The 20,936-nt window shown below is 60.1% G+C and carries 16 protein-coding genes and 1 pseudogene; 6 read left to right on the top strand and 11 right to left on the bottom strand.

Features of this window, described 5'->3' with window-relative positions; genetic code table 11:
- The first annotated feature begins 29 nt into the window (after positions 1 to 29).
- Entirely contained in the window at positions 30 to 2,540 is a 2,511-nt protein-coding gene (locus AC07YV_RS03165) for a putative bifunctional diguanylate cyclase/phosphodiesterase (RefSeq protein ID WP_102698532.1), read from the top strand.
- A 65-nt stretch (positions 2,541 to 2,605) separates the two neighbouring features.
- Here the strand turns inward: AC07YV_RS03165 and AC07YV_RS03160 are convergent, their stop codons facing one another.
- Genes AC07YV_RS03160 through AC07YV_RS03145 form a run of 4 tightly spaced genes read right to left on the bottom strand, consistent with a single transcriptional unit; the run spans position 2,606 to position 6,996 of the window.
- Positions 2,606 to 3,769 (bottom strand): DUF4350 domain-containing protein, encoded by a 1,164-nt coding sequence (locus AC07YV_RS03160; RefSeq protein ID WP_102698397.1) that lies wholly within the window; start codon positions 3,767 to 3,769, stop codon positions 2,606 to 2,608.
- Positions 3,766 to 5,310 carry a DUF4129 domain-containing protein gene (locus tag AC07YV_RS03155; protein ID WP_102698396.1) on the bottom strand — a complete coding sequence of 515 codons (1,545 nt, stop codon included), beginning with the start codon at positions 5,308 to 5,310 and terminating at the stop codon, positions 3,766 to 3,768. The genes AC07YV_RS03160 and AC07YV_RS03155 overlap by 4 nt, the downstream gene beginning before the upstream one ends.
- The gene (locus AC07YV_RS03150; RefSeq protein WP_102698395.1) at positions 5,297 to 6,274 is read right to left on the bottom strand and encodes a stage II sporulation protein M; all 978 of its coding nucleotides are present in this window, start codon (positions 6,272 to 6,274) and stop codon (positions 5,297 to 5,299) included. The genes AC07YV_RS03155 and AC07YV_RS03150 overlap by 14 nt, the downstream gene beginning before the upstream one ends.
- On the bottom strand, positions 6,271 to 6,996 hold the full coding sequence (locus AC07YV_RS03145) for an RDD family protein (RefSeq protein WP_102698394.1): 726 nt from the start codon (positions 6,994 to 6,996) through the stop codon (positions 6,271 to 6,273). Before AC07YV_RS03145 ends, AC07YV_RS03150 begins: the two co-directional genes overlap by 4 nt.
- 200 nt (positions 6,997 to 7,196) lie before the next feature.
- Between AC07YV_RS03145 and sbcB the strand changes: the two genes are divergently transcribed.
- Positions 7,197 to 8,627 carry an exodeoxyribonuclease I gene (gene sbcB, locus AC07YV_RS03140; protein ID WP_102698393.1) on the top strand — a complete coding sequence of 477 codons (1,431 nt, stop codon included), beginning with the start codon at positions 7,197 to 7,199 and terminating at the stop codon, positions 8,625 to 8,627.
- Positions 8,628 to 8,727: 100 nt separating this feature from the next.
- Here sbcB and mvaT read toward each other — a convergent pair whose 3' ends face one another.
- Positions 8,728 to 9,105 (bottom strand): histone-like nucleoid-structuring protein MvaT, encoded by a 378-nt coding sequence (gene mvaT, locus AC07YV_RS03135; RefSeq protein WP_007933316.1) that lies wholly within the window; start codon positions 9,103 to 9,105, stop codon positions 8,728 to 8,730.
- 337 nt (positions 9,106 to 9,442) lie between these two features.
- Between mvaT and purU the strand changes: the two genes are divergently transcribed.
- Together purU and AC07YV_RS03125 are read left to right on the top strand one after the other, a co-directional pair.
- On the top strand, positions 9,443 to 10,291 hold the full coding sequence (purU, locus tag AC07YV_RS03130; protein WP_007993692.1) for a formyltetrahydrofolate deformylase: 849 nt from the start codon (positions 9,443 to 9,445) through the stop codon (positions 10,289 to 10,291).
- Positions 10,292 to 10,377: 86 nt separating this feature from the next.
- Positions 10,378 to 10,605: a hypothetical protein gene (locus AC07YV_RS03125; protein ID WP_102698392.1), complete on the top strand. Its 228-nt coding sequence runs from the start codon at positions 10,378 to 10,380 to the stop codon at positions 10,603 to 10,605.
- On the opposite strand, the gene gpgF is transcribed toward AC07YV_RS03125, so the two are convergent.
- The 5 genes and pseudogenes from gpgF to AC07YV_RS03100 all read right to left on the bottom strand — a co-directional run.
- Positions 10,592 to 11,587, bottom strand: a complete 996-nt coding sequence (gene gpgF, locus AC07YV_RS03120; protein ID WP_102698391.1) for a glucosaminyl phosphatidylglycerol flippase — start codon at positions 11,585 to 11,587, stop codon at positions 10,592 to 10,594. The two genes, AC07YV_RS03125 and gpgF, sit on opposite strands and share 14 nt — an antisense overlap.
- The gene (gene gpgD, locus AC07YV_RS03115; protein ID WP_102698390.1) at positions 11,584 to 12,360 is read right to left on the bottom strand and encodes an N-acetylglucosaminyl phosphatidylglycerol deacetylase; all 777 of its coding nucleotides are present in this window, start codon (positions 12,358 to 12,360) and stop codon (positions 11,584 to 11,586) included. Before gpgD ends, gpgF begins: the two co-directional genes overlap by 4 nt.
- Positions 12,353 to 13,465 carry an N-acetylglucosaminyl phosphatidylglycerol synthase gene (gene gpgS / locus AC07YV_RS03110; RefSeq protein WP_102698389.1) on the bottom strand — a complete coding sequence of 371 codons (1,113 nt, stop codon included), beginning with the start codon at positions 13,463 to 13,465 and terminating at the stop codon, positions 12,353 to 12,355. Before gpgS ends, gpgD begins: the two co-directional genes overlap by 8 nt.
- Before the next feature lie 226 nt (positions 13,466 to 13,691).
- Positions 13,692 to 14,456: a methyl-accepting chemotaxis protein gene (locus tag AC07YV_RS03105; RefSeq protein WP_494990265.1), complete on the bottom strand. Its 765-nt coding sequence runs from the start codon at positions 14,454 to 14,456 to the stop codon at positions 13,692 to 13,694.
- A gap of 93 nt (positions 14,457 to 14,549) precedes the next feature.
- A pseudogene (locus AC07YV_RS03100) lies at positions 14,550 to 15,581 on the bottom strand (HAMP domain-containing protein); the annotation flags it as partial.
- A gap of 188 nt (positions 15,582 to 15,769) precedes the next feature.
- Between AC07YV_RS03100 and AC07YV_RS03095 the strand changes: the two are divergent.
- Positions 15,770 to 17,248, top strand: a complete 1,479-nt coding sequence (locus AC07YV_RS03095; RefSeq protein ID WP_102698531.1) for a helicase HerA-like domain-containing protein — start codon at positions 15,770 to 15,772, stop codon at positions 17,246 to 17,248.
- Between the two features lie 116 nt (positions 17,249 to 17,364).
- Here AC07YV_RS03095 and AC07YV_RS03090 read toward each other — a convergent pair whose 3' ends face one another.
- Complete coding sequence (locus tag AC07YV_RS03090; RefSeq protein WP_102698387.1) at positions 17,365 to 17,823, bottom strand: DUF721 domain-containing protein; 459 nt, start codon at positions 17,821 to 17,823, stop codon at positions 17,365 to 17,367.
- A 307-nt stretch (positions 17,824 to 18,130) separates the two neighbouring features.
- On the opposite strand from AC07YV_RS03090, the gene secA reads away from it, so the two are divergent.
- Positions 18,131 to 20,866, top strand: coding sequence for a preprotein translocase subunit SecA (secA, locus tag AC07YV_RS03085; RefSeq protein WP_102698386.1), 2,736 nt, complete (start codon positions 18,131 to 18,133; stop codon positions 20,864 to 20,866).
- The last annotated feature ends 70 nt before the right edge of the window (positions 20,867 to 20,936 follow it).

The following is a 20,936-nucleotide window of genomic DNA, read 5'->3' as shown; positions in this document are numbered from 1 at the left end:
TAGAAGGATTATGTTTGGAGATTGTGGAAATGGATTCTTTCAGGAATAAAAGCACCGCAAAGCAAGCCATACCCACCAGCTCAAATAAGCCGCGCTCGACCAAATGGCACCGCATGTACTTTTTTCTTGCGGGATTCGACGTGCTGGTTGTTGTGCTAAGCGTGCTATTGAATCACCTGATCGTCGATACCTATCACCGCTCCATCAAGGCAAACCAGTCGTGGGTACAACAGCTGTCGAGCTATTCAACGCTGGGCAGCCTGGCTTCCACAGTCAATGCGCCGGGCAATAATGTGTTCGATACACATAATGTTGAAGCCGAATCGCGGAACATGAATGAAGCCTTGCGCGCCTTCAACGAGCATTTGGCAATGGCCAAAAAACAGTTGGAGGTACGGATCGCCCATGAGGCTGAACACAGTGCAGATATCCAAGCCTTTACCCTTGCATTGAAGGATGAGGTGGGTGCAGTTGATGCCGCGATGGTCGAAATGGTGAACGAGGCCTTGCTGATCTTTTCCTACTTCAGGGAGGGGCAGTCGGATAATGCCGGTAAACGCATGGCAACGATGGACAGGAAGTTTTCCCTGTTGCTCGCCTCACTCAGTACCGTGCGGGATCGCGTTGGCCTGATTCAAAGCAAGCTCCTGGAGGAGGAGCTTGAGTCGGTCGAAGAACTGCGCCGGGTCGAATACGCGATCATGGTGTTCGTGCTGTTGATGGTCAGTGCGGCCATGATCTACGGGGGCAAGATCAGGCGCGAAATGGAGTCGCAAGCAGCTGAAAGGGAAGGTTATCTGGCCGTGCTGCGCGAAAGCGAGAAGCAGGCCCGCCAGCAAGCATCGCTGCTGGACAAGGCCCAGGACGCCATTGTCGTTCACGGGATGGATAACCGCATCCTGTATTGGAACAAAAGTGCCGAGCGTCTCTACGGCCTGTCAAAGGAAGAGGCACTCGGCAAATCGGCACAGGAGTTGATCTACCAGGGTAGCGCCGCTTTCAATGTGGCCACTAACAGCCTGATAGAAACGGGTGACTGGGCGGACGAAGTGACACTTCGACGCCGGGATGGCTGCACTATCACGCTCGAAAGTCATCGAACCCTGGTGCGAGACGATGATGGTCAGCCGCAATCCATTCTGTCGATCAATACTGACATCACTCACCGTAAGACCGCTGAGCAAGAGGTCCAGCGTTTGGCCTTCTACGATCAGTTGACCGGGCTGGCCAACAGGCGGCTCATGTTGGACCGGTTACAGCATCTGCTGGCGGGCAGCTCCCGTAGCCTGCATACGTACGCGATAATTCTGATTGACCTGGATAACTTCAAGGCACTGAACGACACGCTGGGGCATGACAGAGGCGACATGTTGCTGCAGCAAGTGGCTCTGCGCCTTTGCGGCTGCATACGTGAGAGCGACACCGTGGCTCGCCTGGGCGGAGACGAATTCGTCGTCCTGCTGGATGGCCTTAATGAGAATCCTCGAGAAGCAGCTATCCAGGCCAAGGCTATTGGCGAGAAGATTCTCAACTCTCTGAACATTTCCTACCAGTTGGATGGATATGAGCACCACAGCACCCCCAGCCTCGGCATTGCGCTGTTCCAGGGGCAGCTGAGCACAGTGGACGATATTATGAAGCGCGCTGACCTGGCGATGTATCGCGCCAAGGCGGCGGGCCGCAATACCATGCGCTTCTTCGATCCGGAAATGCAGGCGGTTGCCACGGCACGCGCCAGGCTGGAAGTAGACTTGCGCCAAGGCTTGCAGGACAACGAATTCCTTCTTCATTACCAGCCGCAAGTGAATAGTGAGGGCCGTATCATTGGCGCAGAGGCACTGATGAGATGGCAGAACCCTGAGCGCGGAGTCGTGTTTCCAGGCGAGTTCATTCCATTGGCAGAGGAAACGGGGTTGATTCTGCCGTTAGGCCGTTGGGCGCTGCAGGCTGCCTGCACTCAGCTGGTTGCCTGGGCAAAGCATTCGGAAACCGCCCGACTGGGTATGGCTGTGAATGTCAGCGCCCGTCAGTTTCACCATCCGGACTTCGTCGAGGAGGTACTGCAAGTACTGAGACTCACGGGGGCCGATCCGAAGAAATTGAAACTGGAGCTGACCGAAGGCCTGCTGATCGAGGATATGGAAGGTACAGTCGCCAAAATGATCGAGTTGAAAGAGATCGGCATAGGCCTTTCGCTGGATGATTTCGGAACCGGCTACTCGTCACTGTCATACCTGAAGAGCCTTCCGCTGGATCAACTCAAGATCGACCAGTCCTTCATCAGAGATGTGCTGGTTGATTCCAACGACGCCGCCATCGCCTGCGCGATTGTGAGCCTGAGCCAGATATTGGGGCTTTCGGTGATTGCAGAAGGTGTGGAGACAGAAGCTCAGCGCACCTTTCTGGTCAAGCATGGCTGCCAGACCTACCAGGGATTCCTGTTTTCCCCGCCACTGCCAGCCGAACAATTTGAGGCGTATGTTCACGAAAGAGTAATGGCGAGCACTGATTTCCCACGGACCAAGACTGAATCGCCATAACTTCGTAAGCCCGTCAGGGGCTGTCTTCCAAGACAATGGGAATCCAACGCTTGCAAGGTGTCAGCTCATAAGGCGTTCCTCAGGGATTGCAGGTGGGCGACCTGACGGCTGAATTCAACGCTGGAAAGCCGTTGGTTCGGACGCGGGCTCATGGCCTGGCTGATAGCGCGTGTCGGTTGGCCGGTCAGGCGTGCGAGCACCAACCATTGTTCGGCGACGGGGAGTTGTTCAAAGCCGGGGTGGCGACGCCGTACACGCCGCAGAATGTCTTGCTGCAAGGCTTGCAGGAGGCCGGCTTGACCGTTGCGGCGCAACAGAAAGTCGGCACTGGCGCGCAGGTGCTCCTGCAGTTGCCGGCGTGCTTTCGGTGCCGGCTCCAGCAACGGCCCCTGACGCACGCCAAAGTGCCAGAAACCCAGGACGATCAAGGCGAACAACGCGACCAGCGCCTGGGGGAAGTCACGCAGCAGCAAGGTCGGCAGGCTGTCGTGATCGGTGTTGAAGATCAGCGTCACGCGGGTGTCGGCGGTCAGGTACCAGAGCAGCCAGGCGTTGTCGTACTGTTCGATGGCTGGAGTTTTCCACAGGTCGGCATCGGTGACCACGATGATCGAGCCGAGTCCGTAATCGAGTTGCATCATGTGCGTCGCCCTGGCGCTGTTGGCCCAGGCCTGGGCGAGGTTTTTCGGGTCCTCGAGATGGAAGGCGGTATCGAAACCGGCATAGGCCGGGGCGTCTTCGTCTTCCAGATAGAGCTTGGTCAGTTGTGGGTAAGGATCGTCACCGACATCCGGTGGCGGCTCCTTGAGGTCTTTGCTCAAGGACTGGCGCAGTTGTACCCGGTCAAGCAGCAGGTCATTGCTGTGGCCGAGTTTTTCATCCCACAACGACTCGGCGACGAACAGCAGCCGCCCGCCGGCCCGGGTCCAGTTCATCACCTGGTCGATCTGCCGTGGCGTCATGTTGTAGCGGTCCCCGAGCAACAACAGGCTGTGTCGATGCGGATCGAGGCTGGGCAGGATGTCCAGGCTGTTGGCGTGATCGACGCTCAGGCCGTGCTGACGCAGGAACAGCTGCGCCGCCAGATAAGGGTTGGCCCTGGCTTCGGGAGAAGGGCCGTGGTCGATTTCGACCTGATAAGGGGTCGCCTTGAGGTACAGATAAACACCCAGCGCCGCCACCAGCACGGCGAGCAACGCAATGGCGATCGTCCCCCGGCGCCGACTCAATGGAGTACTTCCGGGTCGAACAACACGCGCCAGCCGTCACACAGTTCCTGTCGCACCTGTTCGGGGGGCAGGCGGTGACCGTAGGCCATGCCTTGCCAGTGCCCGGTCAGGTTTTTGCTGTAGGCCAGCAAGGCCGGTTGCTCTAATCGCTCGATGCGCTGCAGCACCTGCCCTTCAGTGTCGGCGGCCTCGAGCACGACGTTGAAGTCGTGTGACAGGCGGCTGAGCAGGGCGCGATAGAGCAAGCCGAGGGCTTCGCGCGGATGGCTCTGCCAGAGGCTTTCGGCGCGGGTGGCAATGTCGGCGGGCAGGGACTCGGGCTTGAGGTCCAGGCCAAACGCCTGCTGCGGCAAGGGGCGCACGGCTTTGGCGCCGAGGGTCGGTCGTCGGCTGACGAACGCCTGCACCCAGTCGCGATAGCGCCAGATCAACAGGCCGACAGCACCGATGACGATGCCCCACAGCGCGATTTCAATCAGGTTCGCCAAGGCTCTGAAGCTCTGTCCTTCAAACAGCTGCAACAGGGACTTCAACCATTGCGGTGTCTGCCCGTCGCCCGACGCTTCAGCGCCCGGCGGGTCTTCGCTGAAGCGATAGCGTGTCACCGCTTCCCGGTTCTTGAAGGGCGGCTGCTCAAGAATCGTCTTGATGCTGTCCCTGGCGACCTGGGTGTTCAGGGGCTGGTCCAGCAGGCGCGGGCTTTCGGGTGAAATGGCCGGTTCGGCGGCCCACAGGCTGTGTGTCGGTGACATCAGCAACATCACGGCGATCAACAGCACGCTGCTTGCACTGATCAGACGCTGGCGCATCCGGCGGAACACCAGTTCGATATCCCAGGCCTCGAGCGCGGTGCGCCGGTTCAAATAAAGGCTGAAACCGCAGGCGACATAGATCGGTTCCCAGACCACCAGCACCAGTGCATAAAACAGGTTGGTCAGGTGTTCCAGCCAGCGCCAGTCCTGGGTGGTCGCAGAGATCAGCGACTGCCAGCTCCAGTCGAGCGCGACCTGTTGTGGCAGCAGCAGATAGAACAGCACCATCAAGCCGATCCACAGCGCGCCTTCCAGGTGCGCCCCGATGATCGTCAGCCAGCGTGCGGCGCCGGCGTCCCGCTGTAGCAGCACCTCTAAACGCTGCTGGCGCTGTTGTCCGTCGAGGCCTTCGAGCTGCGCCACCGGCATCACGAAACTGCGCTGCAGACTCAGGCGTCGCCAGGTCAGGCTGGCGAGCAATTGCCCTTTGAGCAGCCGCGGCCATTGCCGCAGGGCCTGCTTGAGCGTGGGTGTTTCGCCGAACATGGCTTTGGACAGGATATACAAGGGCAAGCGGTCGAATGCCGGTTTCAGCCACCAGAAAATCAACACGGCGAGAGACGGCGAGTCCCAGAGCCCCCAACTGAGCAACGCGAACACCGGCAAGGTGAGCAAAGCCCAACTGGTCATCAGCAGGCGTCGGTGGCGCTGGCTCAGGAGCACGCCGAGGTCCATGGCTTCCCAGGTCGAGCGCGGGCGAATGACCACGCTGGCGTCATTCAGGCGCATGGCGGCGACGTCCGGCGCATACGAGATAAACCACTACCAGCAACCAGAGCGCCGCGCCAACCAGGTACTTGGTCTGGGGCGACGGGCGAGTCATCGATGACCAGTAGGCTTCGATAAACGCCGCGATCAACAGAAACAGCATGACCCCGCAGATCAGCAGCACGCTCTTGCGCGCCGCCAATCGCAAGGACTCGGCACGGGGCAGGCGCCCCGGGGCGACCAACGCCCAGCCCAGCTTCAGACCGGCGGCGCCTGCCAGGGCGATGGCGCTGAGTTCGAAAGCGCCATGGCCGATCACGAATGACCAGAAGGTCTGCCCGTAGCCGACGTAGGTCAGGTGCCCGGCCACCGCACCAATCATCAGGCCGTTGTAGATCAGGAAGAACACGCTGCCCAGGCCGAACAGCAAGCCGCTGGCGAAGGTCTGAAAGGCAATGCCGATGTTGTGCATGATGTAGTAACCGAACATCACCCAGTCTTCACTGGCGGCCCGTTCCGCCGTGCGCCCGAGGTGACCGGCAACGGGGTCGTACATGCTTTGCATTTCGCTGACCTGTTCGGCGGGGATCAGGTTGTAGATCAGGTCCGGGAACAGGTACACCAGCAGCGCGAAACCGGCCAGGCTGACAAAGAACATCAGGCTGGCGGCGAGCACGAAACGCCACTGTTCGCGTACCAGGCGCGGGAAATCCGCGAGGATGAAAGCCAGTGCATTGGCCCCCAGGCGACTGCGGTGACGGTAAAGCTGTTGATGCCCGCGCAGCACCTGTTGCTGCAACGAGTCGATCAGAAAACTGCTGTAGCCACGCTCCCGTGCCAGTGCCAGGTGTTGGCACAGGCGTCGGTAATCCTTCGGGAAACTGCCAGCGTCGGTGACCTTGCCGTCCCGTTCCAATTGCTCGAGCAGCTCGCAGAAACGTTCCCACTCGGCCTTGTGCCGACGTTCGAAAAGGCTTTGCTTCATGTCGGCCCCAACAAGCCGCGGGCGATGCCGTTGAGCTCGGTCACCGCCTGCGCGGCCGGGACCTGCAAGGGTTGGGCGAGAATGGCGGCCAGTTCATCGGCCCGTGCCCGGGAGAGTTCGCCCTGGCGTTCGGCAAACCCGAGGATGGCCCGTTGCTCGCTGAGCGTCAGGGCAAATGCCGTGCGGCGGGGCTGGGCTTCGGGGAGTTCGGGGCGGGTGTGCGAGTGTTCGCGGTAGATCACCAGGGTCCCGGCGGCGATATCGCCAAGGCGCTTGAAGTGGGGGTGTTGCAGGCAACTGATGGCCCCGAGGAAGTAACCGAAGGGCAACAGGTCGACAACGCGCAGCAGGTTGCGCAGCAGCGAAGCGGACCAGCCGACCGGGGTCCCGTCGTCGTGCACCACCCGCAGTCCCATCCATTGCTTGCCCGGCGAGCGTCCCTGGTTGAGCACCTCGAACAGCACCATGTACCACCAGCTCACCCCGAACAGCAGGATCGACCCGAGCCCGGCGCCCAATTTGCCGAGCATCGCCAGCGCAATGAACAGCACACCGAGGACCAGGCCGCGCAATCCAAGATCGATGGCGAACGCCAACGCACGAACCATCAACCCGGCCGGGCGCAGTGGCAGGTCGACGCCCTCCGGCGTTTCGACCTGGTATCGCGTGTCCAGTGGCGGTGACAGCGGCGCATTCCCTGGCAGTGCTGTGGTCTCGAGCATGGGCAACCTGATGATGTGGCCTGGATCGGGATTCTCTGTCTATCCGATGCTAGCAGCCTATTCGAGGGGCGGGGGCGCAGGGAAGCGACATAACTATGTATTGCATGGTGAGCCGGGCAAGCTGCTTGAATGACAAGACTACTGGCCCTGGCGGGAGGTGAACGCCTAGACTTTGCCGATCTTCAGTTCAGGAATCGCCCGTGACCTCCATCTTCTGGTACGACTACGAAACCACTGGCATCAATCCCCGTTGCGACCGTCCCTTGCAAATGGCCGGCCTGCGCACCGACTTCGATCTCAATGAAATCGACGAGCCGGTCAATCTGTATTGCCAGCCCAGCGACGACATCCTGCCGCACCCGGCCGCGTGTGCGATCACGGGAATCACGCCCGGGCAACTGCAGGCGCAGGGCTTGAGCGAAGCCGATTTCATGACACGGGTGCATGCCCAGCTCGCGGCACCGGGCACCTGTGGCGCGGGGTACAACACGCTGCGTTTCGATGACGAGATGACCCGCTACAGCCTGTACCGAAACTTTTTCGACCCTTATGCGCGGGAATGGCAGGGCGGCAACAGCCGCTGGGACCTGATCGATGTGGTGCGTGCTGCTTATGCCTTGCGCCCCGATGGCCTGCAATGGCCGACGGACGACGAAGGGCGGGTCACGCTCAAGCTCGAGCGCCTGACCGCGGCCAATGGCATCGATCATGGCAATGCCCATGAGGCGCTGTCGGACGTTCGCGCGACGATTGCCCTGGCGCGCCTCATTCGGGAAAAACAACCCAAGCTCTACGCCTGGCTGTTTCAACTGCGCAGCAAGCAGAAAGTCATGGACCAGATACGCCTGCTGCAACCGCTGGTGCATGTTTCCGGGCGCTTTTCGGCGGCGCGCAGCTATGTGGGGGTGGTGTTGCCGCTGGCCTGGCACCCACGCAACAAGAACGCTCTGATTGTCTGTGACTTGCACCTCGACCCCCAGGGCCTGCTCGACCTGGATGCCGAAAGTTTGCGTCAGCGCTTGTATACCCGTCACGACGAACTGGCCGAGGGGGAATTGCCGGTACCGTTGAAGTTGATTCACATCAACAAGTGCCCGGTGGTGGCCCCGTTGTCGGTACTTCGCCAGGAGGATCAGCAGCGCCTGGGTCTGGACATGGCGCTGTATCAGCAGCGAGTGCTGCGGCTAAATGACGCGCGGAAAGTTTGGCTGGATAAAGTCCTGGCGATTTATGCCCGCGAAGACTTTTCCCAGAGCCAGGATCCGGAGCAACAGTTATACGATGGATTCATCGGTGATCGGGACCGGCGTTTGTGCGAACAAGTCAGAACCGTCGACCCGATGCAGTTGGCACAAGAGCAGTGGCCGTTCGATGACGAACGCTTGCCTGAATTATTGTTTCGATATCGCGCACGCAACTTTCCCGATACGTTGAATGCCGAGGAGCAAGAGCGCTGGCGAATATTCTGTCAGAAACGTTTGTCAGACCCCGGATGGGGGGCGCCAAATACCCTCGAAAGTTTTGTAGAGGCCGCGGCCCAATTGAGCGTTAGTGCCACTCCATTTCAGCAGGGGGTGCTCGGTGAATGGCAGGATTATGTCCTGGGACTGCGTCAGCGTTTGCACCTTTGAAATCGAACCTGCCGCTGCTTAAACCCCGCGCATAAAAAAACGCCAGCATTTGCTGGCGTTCTTTTTTTGTCACGGATCCATCTGCGACAAGCTCTGAGGCTTAGCCCAGCAGGGTAGCCCAGCCTTCTACCACGTCGCCGCCCCACTTGGCTTTCCACTCTTTCAGAGTCTTGTGGTTGCCACCTTTGGTTTCGATGACTTCGCCGTTGTGCGGATTTTTGTATTGTTTAACTTTGCGAGCACGCTTGGTGCCGGTAGTTTTCACTGCACCGCCGCGTGGTGCCTTGGTTTTCGACTCTGGATCCAGCAGCGCGATGATGTCACGCAGGGACTTGGAGTATTCACCCATCAAGGTGCGCAGTTTGCCTTCGAATTCCAGCTCGGTTTGCAGTTTGTCGTCTTGGGACAGGTTCTTCAAACGGGCTTGCAGCTCTTTGATAGCTTCTTCGGTGGCGCGATATTCGTTGATCAAGGACATGGGAACTACCTTATGTTGTACGCTGGATGGCAGGTGACAGTGCGGCAATAATAGTCACGGTGTTTCATCAAGTAAACATATAAGCCAACTTTATTTGATTTAGTTGCCTTGTCTTGGGCGCACATTGGTAATGCCGTTATTTAGTGTGATCCAGGTCCGTCAGATATACATAATTTAACAATTGCCCGGCAGCGCTAGAGCATCCGGACGAACCGGCGCGGGTGTTGGCCGTCCAGCCACACCGACCTTCCGGCAGGGCGAAACGTCAACAATACTGCAGTTTTGCTGCGCAATCGCTAGAATGGCGGCCTTTGCGAAGTTCTGGAGTTTCCCCCTCATGCGCACTTTTCGTCTGGTGATTTCTTGCCCGGACCGTGTTGGCATCGTTGCCAAAGTCAGTAACTTTCTGGCATCACACAACGGTTGGATCACTGAAGCGAGCCATCACTCGGACAATCTCAGTGGCTGGTTCTTCATGCGTCACGAAATCCGTGCCGACTCCCTGCCATTTGGTATCGAAGCGTTTCGCGAAGCCTTTGCCCCGATCGCCGAAGAATTCTCGATGGACTGGCGCATCACCGATACCGAACAAAAGAAGCGTGTGGTGCTGATGGCCAGCCGCGAGTCGCACTGCCTGGCCGACTTGCTGCATCGCTGGCACAGCGATGAACTGGACTGCGAAATTTCCTGCGTGATTTCCAACCATGATGACTTGCGCAGCATGGTGGAGTGGCACGGCATTCCGTACTACCACGTCCCGGTCAATCCCCAGGACAAGCAGCCGGCTTTCGCCGAGGTGTCGCGCCTGGTCAAACAGCACGACGCCGAAGTGGTGGTGCTGGCCCGTTACATGCAAATCCTGCCGCCCGAGCTGTGCAGCGAATACGCGCACAAGGTGATCAACATTCACCACAGCTTCCTGCCGTCGTTCGTCGGTGCCAAGCCGTATCACCAGGCCTCCCTGCGCGGTGTGAAGCTGATCGGCGCGACTTGCCACTATGTGACCGAAGAGCTGGATGCCGGCCCGATCATCGAGCAGGACGTGGTGCGTGTCAGCCACAGCGACAGCATCGAAGACATGGTGCGTTTCGGCCGCGATGTCGAGAAGATGGTGCTGGCCCGTGGCCTGCGTTATCACCTGGAAGACCGGGTGCTGGTGCACGGCAACAAAACCGTTGTCTTCTGATAGACGCACAACGCGGTTGAAATTCGAAGGGCCTGGGCGTTCAATCGCTCCAGGCCCTTCGCCGTTTCTGCACCGAGGACATGACCATGGCCGATCCACTGGACAAAGCCACATCCAGGGCTCCCGCCACGCTGGGCGAGGGTTGCCTGAGCCGCTACGACCCGGATGACATGGGGCCTGAAGACGGTACGGAGTTTGCGGGGGCAGCCGAGTTGTGGGAGCAGCTGCAGCAGGAGTCTGACGAATTAAAAAGATCGCAGCCTGCGTACCCTGTAGGAGCTGCCGCAGGCTGCGATCTTTTCAGGCCTGCCTGATTTTCATCAATTTCTTCAGCAGCGGCCGCCCCAGCATCAGCAAAAACACCGGCCCACCGACCAGCAAGTAGAAGTAATACGTCACCGCCCGCCAAATCAGAATCGCCGCGGCGGCCGTGGATTTCCCGACCATGGGGGCCAATAGCGCCGCCGACGTCAGCTCCGCCGCCCCGGCTCCGCCCGGCAGAAGGCTGAATTGCCCGGCGCTGAGGGCCAGCATCTGGATCAGAAAACTCCAGGCCCACTGCAAATCCGCGCCGAGCCCGCGCAACGCCAGATAGAGCACGCTGTAGCGCAGGAGCCAATGCACACAGGTCAGGACGAATACCTTGATCAAGGTCTGCACGGGCAATTTCAGCGTGTCGGTAAACGCCGCCAGAAACTGCAGGAGCTTGCGCGCCCAGCGCATTCGAGTGGCCGCTTTGACATTGGCTCGGGCGAGCCATCGACCGCTCAGGCGAATCAACGAGCGGTGATAGCGGGCGACCATGGCGCAGGTGATCAAGCCACCGAACAGCGAGACAGCGCTGACCATCAGCATCCATTCCATGCGCTGGCTGAGGTGCTGGAACAGGGCGTAAACAAGAATCCCGCTCAGGGCGCAGAGGAAAAACAACAAGTCGCTCAATTGGTCCATGGCAAACACGGCACTGCCCCTGGCCGGACGCACGCCGTGACGTGCCAGCAACGCCATGATCGTCAGCGGCCCGCCGCTGCCGCCGGGCGTGGCGCAGTAGGCAAATTCGGCGGCCATCACCACGCCAAGGCTCCTGAGCCGGCTGACCCTGTGGCATTGATCCCCCAGCAACAGGCGCAAACGCAGGGTGTTCACGCCCCAGCACAGCAGGATCATGCCGAACATGATCAACAACCACGGCAGCGGAAAGGCGCCCAGCCGGGAGCCGATTTCGCTGCCGCCCAACAGCAGTGGAATCAGCACCGCCGCGAGCAGGCCGACAAGCAACAGCAGGGCACGACTCATGCGGCACAGCCCATTCGGTTGTTTTGCAGCGCCAGCCACTGGGACTTGGTCATTGGAACGCGTCCATTATCGAGCAGGCGCTCAAGGGTTCGCAGCCAGTATCGGTGCGAGAACTCATGGCGCATGTCCACCGGATGCAAGCCCAGGCGAATCACCGGGGCATGCTGCCAGCGTTGTTCACGACGGTCGCTGACGAGCTTCGATACCCCCCGGCGCCAGGCACTGCGCGCACTCCAGACCAGCCCCGGCGCCTCGATCGCGGTGAAATCCGGTAAACGGTATAAATGCTGCGAGTCGCTGGTGTAACTCAACGGCAGTTGGCGCAATGCCTGGCGAGTGCCTTGGCTCATCAACCAGGCCGGGGCGACGAACCCTTCCAGCGGCCAGTCATGCCGCTGGAACATCTCGATGCCCGAACGCAGGCGGGCGAGGGCGGCTTCTTGTGACAAACGATAAAACTCGCCTTCGTGGGTGTAGACCCGACGCATGAACCAGTCGCGGGGATTGAGGGGCATCGGCCCTTCGTCGCAATGGAAATAGCCATGCAGTGCCAGTTCGTCGCCTCGGGCGACCCTGGCACTGAGTTGGCGGCATAACGGCGGATGGACGTCCAGATTGTTGTGTTTGTGGTAATCCGGAACCACCAGCCAGGTGATCGGCACGCCCCCCAAGGCATCGACGGCTTTGACGAACGGTTGGTAGTCGGCCCAGGTGGGAGGTGCCACGTCGTGCAGCACCAGCAGTAAAGCGGGCCTGTTCATGGGCTCAACCATTGGCAGTCAGCGGCCATTGGCTGCCCAACACGGCGTGGTAGTGGCACAGCAAGCTGGTGACCACCTCATCCCAGGCGTAATGTCGTTCGACATGTAACCGCGCTTGGCGGCCCAGCGCTACGCTGCCCGAGCCGAACAGCTCTCGAACAGCGGTGGCCATCGCGGCTGGATCGTTCGGCGCGCAGAGCCGGCCACAGTCCTCGGTGACGATTTCCTCGAATGCCCCGGCCGCCACGGCCACCACCGGAATACCGCTGGCCATGGCTTCGAGTATCACCAGACCGAAGGTTTCCTGATCGCCGGCGTGCAGCAATGCGTCGGCGCTGGCCATCAGGCGGGCCACCTGCGGCGCCGGGCAGAACTGGTCGATCACCGTCACATTGGACGGCACGGCCGTCGGCATCGATGAGCCAACCAGCAGCAGGTGATAGCGTCGGCCCAGGCGTTTCATGCAGTCGAGCAGCACTGGCAGGTTTTTTTCCTTGGAGCCGCGCCCGGCGAAGATCAGCAGCCGGGTGTTATCGTCCAGGCCCAACTCGGCCCGCAGCCCGGGGTCTCTGGCATCGGGATTGAAGGTTTGCAGGTCGACGCCCAAGGGTTGCACGAACACATTCCTGACCCCGAGCCCGGTGAGTTTGTCGGCCATGACCCGACTGGGCGCCAGCACCCGGTCGAAGTTGCCGTAGAGCTTGCTGACATAGGCCTCGACGTTATTGGTCACCCAGTTGCCCATGCGGTTGCTGACCAGCAGCGGCAGGTCCGAATGATAGAAACCTATGACCGGTACATCGAGTTGCCGCCGCGCGTCCAGCGCTGCCCATGCGGTGAGGTAGGGGTCGCCGACCTCGATCAGGTCAGGTTGCAAATCCTGCAGGACATTGCGCCAGGGCGCGAGACGCAGAGGGAAGCGATAGCCTTTGCCGAAAGGCAGGGCAGGGGCCGGAACGGTGAAGATGCCATCCTGCTCGCTCAAGGACGATCCGGGGATCAGCAAACTGTGGCGAATGCCCGGCTTGATGCCCAGGCGACGGTGCTTTGCATCCAGATAAGTGCGCACGCCACCGCTGGCAGGGGCGTAGAACATGGTGATGTCAGCGATATGCACGATGAACGATCCTCCGGTCCCGGTATTCCCTTGGTTGACCTTTATGAAGGATAGATGTTCGGTTGGGGTTGTGCGGGTGGGGTGTCAGCGGGGGGATGTATCGTTTGACCGGCCGCCTTCGCGGGCAAGCCCGCTCCCACATTTGACCTGGTCGAACACAACATAGGTGTTCGACGCAGATCCCTGTGGGAGCGGGCTTGCCCGCGAAGGGGCCCGCAAGAGCGCCTCAGATCCTGAAGCTACCCACCAACTGCTTCAATCGCGCCGCCTGCTGCTCAAGGTCCGAGCACGCGCGCAAGGTCGATTGCAGGTTTTCCACGCCTTCCTGGTTCAGCGTGTTGATCTCGGTGATGTCGACGTTGATCGACTCCACCACGGCGGTCTGTTCTTCGGTCGCGGTGGCCACCGACTGGTTCATGCCGTCGATTTCCCCGATACGCAAGGTCACGCTGTTCAGGCGTTCGCCCGCGAGGTTGGCGATTTCCACACTGTCCTGGCTGTGGCGTTGACTGTCGCTCATGGTGCTCACCGATTCCCGGGCGCCGACTTGCAGCTCCTCGATCATGGTTTGCACCTGTTGCGCCGATTCCTGCGTGCGGTGTGCCAGGTTGCGCACCTCGTCCGCCACCACGGCAAAACCCCGACCGGCTTCACCGGCACGGGCGGCTTCAATCGCGGCATTGAGTGCCAGCAGGTTGGTTTGCTGGGAAATGCTGGTGATCACTTCGAGAATCTGCCCGATGTTCACCGTTTTGCTGTTCAGCGATTCGATGTTGGTGCTCGAGGCGCTGAGCATGCTCGACAGTTGATTCATCGCCACGATACTGCGGTCCACCACTTGCTGGCCGTCTTCGGCCAGGCTGCGGGCATCGCTGGCCTGGCTCGAAGCCTGGGCGGCGTTGCGGGCGATTTCCTGCGCGGCGGCGCCGAGCTGATTAATGGCGGCCGCGACACTGCTGGTACGCGAGGCTTGCTGGTCGGAGTTGAGCATCGACGAGTTGGAAGCCGCGACCACGCGCAACGCCACTTCGTTGACTTGCCCGGTGGCCGAGGACACTTCGCGGATCGAGCCGTGAATGCGCTCGACGAAACGGTTGAACGCGGTGCCCAGGGTGCCGAATTCGTCATTGTTCTGGATGGTCAGGCGTTTGGTCAGATCACCTTCGCCGTCGGCGATGTCGGCCATGGCGCGGGTCATGACGTGCAACGGCTGGATCAGGATGCGAATCAACATGCCGAGCAGGGCGATGATGATGGCCACGGCAATGAGGGTTGCAACCACAGCCGAGGTACGGAACTCGCTGAGCATCGAGTAGGCTTTTTCCTTGTCGACCGACAGACCGATGTACCAGTTGACCGAAGGCAAGCCCTTGATCGGGGTAAAGCTGACAATGCGGGTCTTGCCGTCGACGTCCACTTCGCTGAAGCCGTTGCCGATGCGCGGGGTGTCTTTCGGATACGCCTCGCTCAGGGACTTCATCACCAGCGCTTTGTCCGGGTGAACCAGGATCTTGCCGTCGGCGCTGACCAGAAATGCGTAGCCCATGCCATCAAAGTCGCGGGCGCTGAGGGTCGCGATCAGGGTTTGCAGGCTCAGGTCGCCACCCACCACACCGACGCTCTGTCCGGCTTTTTTCGAAGCCGTGGCCATCGAGATGATCAGTTGACCGGTTGCCGCATCGATGTAGGGTTCAGTCAGGGTCGGCGTGCTGCTGTTTTCAGCGCCTTTGTACCAGGGGCGAACACGCGGATCGAAACCGTCCGGCATCTTCGCGTCCGGACGAATGGTGAAGTGTCCGGTGGCATCACCCAGGTAGGACGCCATGAAGGTCGACGTCAGGCTTTTCTGCTCAAGTAGGCTGGCGACATTGGCTTGTTCGGGGTTGATGGCGATGTTTTGCGAGAGGTTCTCGATCAGCAAAATACGCCCGGCCAGCCAGGTCTGGATGTTGTTGGCGGTGACGTCACCCATCTCGTTGAGATAGTTATCGAGGTCTTCGCGGATGGCATTGCGCTGCAAGTAGTCGTTGTACAGCGTGAATGAGGCGAAGGCGGCAATAACAATGAGGGCGGCGGCAAGCAGGATTTTATGGCTGAAACGCAGATTTTTGTTCATGGCTTGGGGTTCCGCTAAGGTCTTAATGTCCAGCGCGTGCTTTTATAAAGGGACGCACGACGGGCAAGGTTGAAAGCAATTGAATTTTCCGACTCTCCTTAGGGAAATTTCCTACCAGATCGTGTCTGACTGCTTTGTCGTTATCTCTATCGGCCGTGTAGGACCAAAGATTAATCATGGGTGACCAAATGCCTGACTCACTGCAACTCGTTATCGGCGCCGACCTCAAGGGGCAGCCGATTGCCCAGGCCATGCGCCTGGCCAATCGCCACGGTTTGATCGCGGGCGCGACCGGCACCGGAAAAACCGTGACGTTGCAACGACTGGCCGAGGCTTTCAGCGATGCCGGCGTGGCGGTGTTCGCCGCCGACATCAAGGGTGACCTGTGCGGCCTTGGCGCCGCGGGCAATCCCCAGGGCAAGGTCGCCGAGCGGATTGCCGGTATGCCGTGGCTCAACCACAAGCCTCAGGCTTATCCGGTGACGTTGTGGGACGTACAGGGCCAGTCCGGTCATCCTTTACGCACAACCTTGAGTGAAATGGGGCCGCTGCTGTTGGGCAGCCTGCTGGAACTGACCGACAGTCAGCAGTCGGCGCTGTACGCGGCGTTCAAGGTGGCGGACCGCGAAGGCCTGTTGTTGCTCGATCTCAAGGATCTGAAGGCGTTGCTCAATCACCTGCGGGACAACCCCGAGTTGCTGGGCGACGATGCGGCATTGATGACCACCGGCTCCAGCCAGGCGCTGCTGCGACGTCTGGCGACCCTGGAGCAACAGGGCGCCGATGCCTTGTTCGGTGAGCCGGCGCTGCAACTTGAAGACATCCTCCAACCCACTGCCAATGGCCGCGGGCGCATCCATTTGCTGGATGCCAGCCGTCTGGTGCATGAAGCGCCGAAAGTCTACGCGACGTTCCTGCTGTGGCTGCTGGCCGAACTGTTCGAGCAACTGCCGGAGCGTGGCGATGCCGACAAGCCCTTGCTGGCGCTGTTCTTCGACGAGGCCCACTTGTTGTTCAACGGCACGCCCCAGGCATTGCGTGATCGCCTGGAACAAGTCGTGAGGCTGATTCGTTCAAAAGGCGTGGGCGTGTATTTCGTCACCCAGTCGCCGGGTGACCTGCCGGATGATGTGCTGGCTCAGCTGGGCCTGCGCATCCAGCACGGTCTGCGTGCGTTTACCGCCAAGGAGCAAAAGTCCCTGCGCGCAGTGGCCGAAGGTTTCCGGCCGAATCCGGCGTTCGATACGTTGTCGGTGTTGACCGAACTCGGGATCGGCGAGGCGCTGGTCGGCACGCTGCAGGAAAAAGGCACCCCGGAAATGGTTCAGCGGGTGCTGGTCGCGCCGCCGCAATCGCGGATCGGGCCTTTGACCGGTGCCGAGCGTACGGCGCTGATTGCCGGTTCGCCGTTGCAGGGCCGCTATGACAAGCCGATTGACCGTCAATCGGCCTATGAAGTGCTGATGGGGCGCAAGGGCCTGGCGCCCGAGCCCGAAGCGGAGAAGGGCAAACAGGAGCCGAGTTTCACCGAGCAGGCGGGTGAGTTCCTCGGCACGGCAGCAGGGAAGGCGCTGAAATCGGCGATGCAACAGGCGGCGAACCAGCTTGGCCGACAGTTGGTGCGCGGCTTGATGGGTTCATTGCTGGGTGGCAGCAAACGTCGCTAGTGAGTGGACACAATCTAACTGTGGGAGCGAGCCTGCTCGCGAATCGGTGTGTCAGGCAACATCATTGTTGAATGTTATGCCGCCTTCGCGAGCAGGCTCGCTCCCACACAGGGCGCCTATGAGGTTCTGGTCTTGGCGTGCGCCGCCAGTCGCTCCAGCGCTGCCCGCAGATTCGGGTCGCTGATCCCGTCGGCCGTGGCCTGTATGGTCGCGGCCGCATCGTCCGACAGATCCATGGTGTGCCCGGCCGCGCCCCGCTGGACGGTCGGTGGCTGCACCTTGAACAGGATTCGCGTCAGGTTGGCAAACTCGTCGAACAGTTGCAGTTGCCGTTGCAGGCGCTTCTGCTGGTAGCGCAGGCGGGTTGCCCAATGGCCGTCGGTGACAATTAGCAACAAACTGCCTTCGCGCCAGGACGCCACGTGGCAATGCTCGCGAGCGGCGGGTTGCAATTGGCTTTCGAGCAAACGTTGCAAATGACCCAGGCGTTGAGCGTGGCCTAGAATGGCTTTCAGCGGCTTGGCTTCGCGTAGTAGAACGGCGGGTACTTTGGCCGTAAGTGGGCGAAATGCCATGATCAGACACCTGAAGTAACAGAGCCGCCATGGTAGCAGAAAGCACCGGATGCACCCGCCCATTGCTTTTGTGGGCGCTTTACCCATTAAATCAACGACTAACTTCTGCCTTGAACGGCTTGAAGTTGAGCAAAACGCCCCTATTTTAAGTGAGCCCCGTCAAAGCGCTGTGCCAGCATCGTGGAATATCGCCACTTTCCTCACCACCGTTTCCGGGTAGAATGCTCGTTCGCATGCGGCCATGAGGGCTGCACGGGCGACTCACGGGGCCGCCCTCCATCCCTTTAGTGTGGAAGATCCTGCCGATATGTTTGCGCCTTTGTTAAAGAAACTTTTTGGAAGCAAGAACGAGCGTGAAGTCAAACGCATGCTCAAGACGGTGCAACTCGTCAATGCCTTCGAAGAGCAAATGGTGGCCCTTTCGGACGATCAATTGCGTGCCAAGACCAGCGAGTTCAAGGCCCGCATCGCCAAAGGGGAATCCCTCGACAAGCTCCTGCCAGAAGCCTTTGCGGTCGCCCGCGAAGCCGGCAAGCGTGTCATGGGCATGCGCCACTTCGATGTCCAGCTGATCGGCGGCATGACCTTGCATGAAGGCATGATCGCGGAAATGCGTACCGGTGAAGGCAAGACCCTGGTGGCAACACTGGGCGTTTACCTCAACGCGCTGTCCGGCAACGGTGTGCACGTTGTGACGGTGAACGACTACCTGGCCCGCCGCGACGCCAACTGGATGCGCCCGCTGTATGAATTCCTCGGCCTGACGGTCGGCGTTGTCACGCCGTTCCAGCCGCCGGAAGAGAAGCGTGCTGCCTACGCCGCCGACATCACCTACGGCACCAACAACGAATTCGGGTTCGATTACCTGCGCGACAACATGGCGTTCAGCATGGAAGAAAAATTCCAGCGCGAACTCAATTTTGCCGTGATCGACGAAGTCGACTCCATCCTCATCGACGAAGCCCGTACGCCGCTGATCATCTCCGGTCAGGCCGAGGACAGCTCCAAGCTGTACATCGAAGTCAACAAGCTGATCCCGCAGCTCAAGCTGCACGTTGAGGAAGTCGAAGGCGAAGTGACCCAGGCCGGTCACTTCACCGTCGACGAGAAGACCCGTCAGGTCGAACTCAACGAAGCCGGTCACCAGTACGTCGAAGAAACGCTGACCCGCATCGGCCTGCTGGCTGAAGGCGAAAGCCTGTACTCGGCGCACAACCTGAGCCTGCTGACTCACGTCTACGCTGGCCTGCGTGCGCACAAGCTGTTCCATCGCAACGTCGAATACATCGTGCAGGACGGTCAGGTCGTACTGGTCGACGAACACACCGGTCGTACCATGCCGGGTCGCCGTTTGTCCGAAGGCCTGCACCAGGCCATCGAAGCCAAGGAAAACCTGAACATCCAGGCCGAAAGCCAGACGCTGGCGTCGACCACCTTCCAGAACTACTTCCGTCTGTACAACAAACTGTCCGGCATGACCGGTACGGCCGACACCGAAGCGTTCGAATTCCACCAGATCTATGGCCTGCAGGTCATGGTGATTCCGCCGAACAAGCCGCTGGCACGTAAAGACTACAACGACCTGGTGTTCCTGACCGCCGACGAGAAATACGCGGCAATCGTGGCCGACATCAAGGAAAGCATGGCCGCCGGTCGTCCGGTGCTGGTGGGTACCGCCACCATCGAAACCTCCGAGCACATGTCCAGCCTGCTCGTGAAGGAAGGCATCGAACACAAGGTTCTGAACGCCAAGTTCCACGAAAAGGAAGCCGAGATCATTGCCCAGGCCGGTCGCCCGGGCGCACTGACCATCGCCACCAACATGGCCGGTCGTGGTACCGACATCCTGTTGGGCGGTAACTGGGAAGTGGAAGTGGCTTCCCTGGAAAACCCGACCCCTGAGCAGATTGCCCAGATCAAGGCCGACTGGCAGAAGCGTCACCAGCAAGTGCTCGAATCGGGTGGTTTGCAGGTGATTGCATCCGAGCGTCATGAATCGCGCCGTATCGACAACCAGTTGCGTGGTCGTGCCGGTCGTCAGGGCGACGCCGGTTCCAGCCGTTTCTATCTGTCGCTGGAAGACAGCCTGATGCGCATCTTCGCCTCTGACCGGGTGAAGAACTTCATGAAGGCCCTGGGCATGCAGCCTGGCGAGGCGATCGAGCACCGCATGGTCACCAACGCCATTGAAAAGGCCCAGCGCAAGGTTGAAGGCCGCAACTTCGACATCCGCAAGCAACTGCTCGAGTTCGACGACGTCAACAACGAACAGCGTAAAGTGATCTATCACATGCGTAACACGTTGCTGGCCGCCGACAACATCGGCGAGACCATCGCTGACTTCCGTCAGGACGTGCTCGACGCCACCGTCAGCGCACACATCCCTCCGCAGTCGCTGCCTGAACAGTGGGACGTGGCCGGTCTGGAAGCAGCGTTGCAGAGCGACTTCGGTGTGACGCTGCCGATCCAGCAATGGCTCGACGAAGACGATCACCTGTACGAAGAAACCCTGCGCGAGAAGCTCATGAACGAGCTCGTCGCGGCGTACAACGAGAAAGAAGACCAGGCGGGCGCCGAAGCGCTGCGCACCTTCGAGAAGCAAATCGTTCTGCGCGTTCTGGACGACCTGTGGAAAGACCACCTGTCGACCATGGACCACCTGCGTCACGGTATCCACTTGCGTGGTTATGCCCAGAAGAACCCGAAACAGGAATACAAGCGCGAGTCGTTTACCCTGTTCTCCGAGTTGCTGGACTCGATCAAGCGCGACTCGATCCGTGTGCTGTCCCACGTTCAGGTTCGCCGCGAAGATCCTATCGAGGAAGAGCAGCGCCTGCGCCAGGAAGCCGAGGCATTGGCCGCTCGCATGCAGTTCCTGCATGAAGAAGCGCCAGGCCTGGAGCAACCGGAAGTGCTGGGTGAAGAGATCGATGTGGCGCTCGCCGCTGCCCCGGTTCGCAGCGAGCATAAACTGGGTCGCAATGAGCTGTGCTACTGCGGTTCGGGCAAGAAGTTCAAGCATTGCCACGGGCAGATCCAGTAAAACCCGTTTCAATCGCTGAAATACCCGCGCCGCGACCGGCTTCTGCCGTCGCGGCGTTTTACCATTCGAA

The organism is Pseudomonas sp. GW456-E7, assembly GCF_059424105.1.
This window is presented reverse-complemented; position numbering and strand designations above follow the sequence as displayed.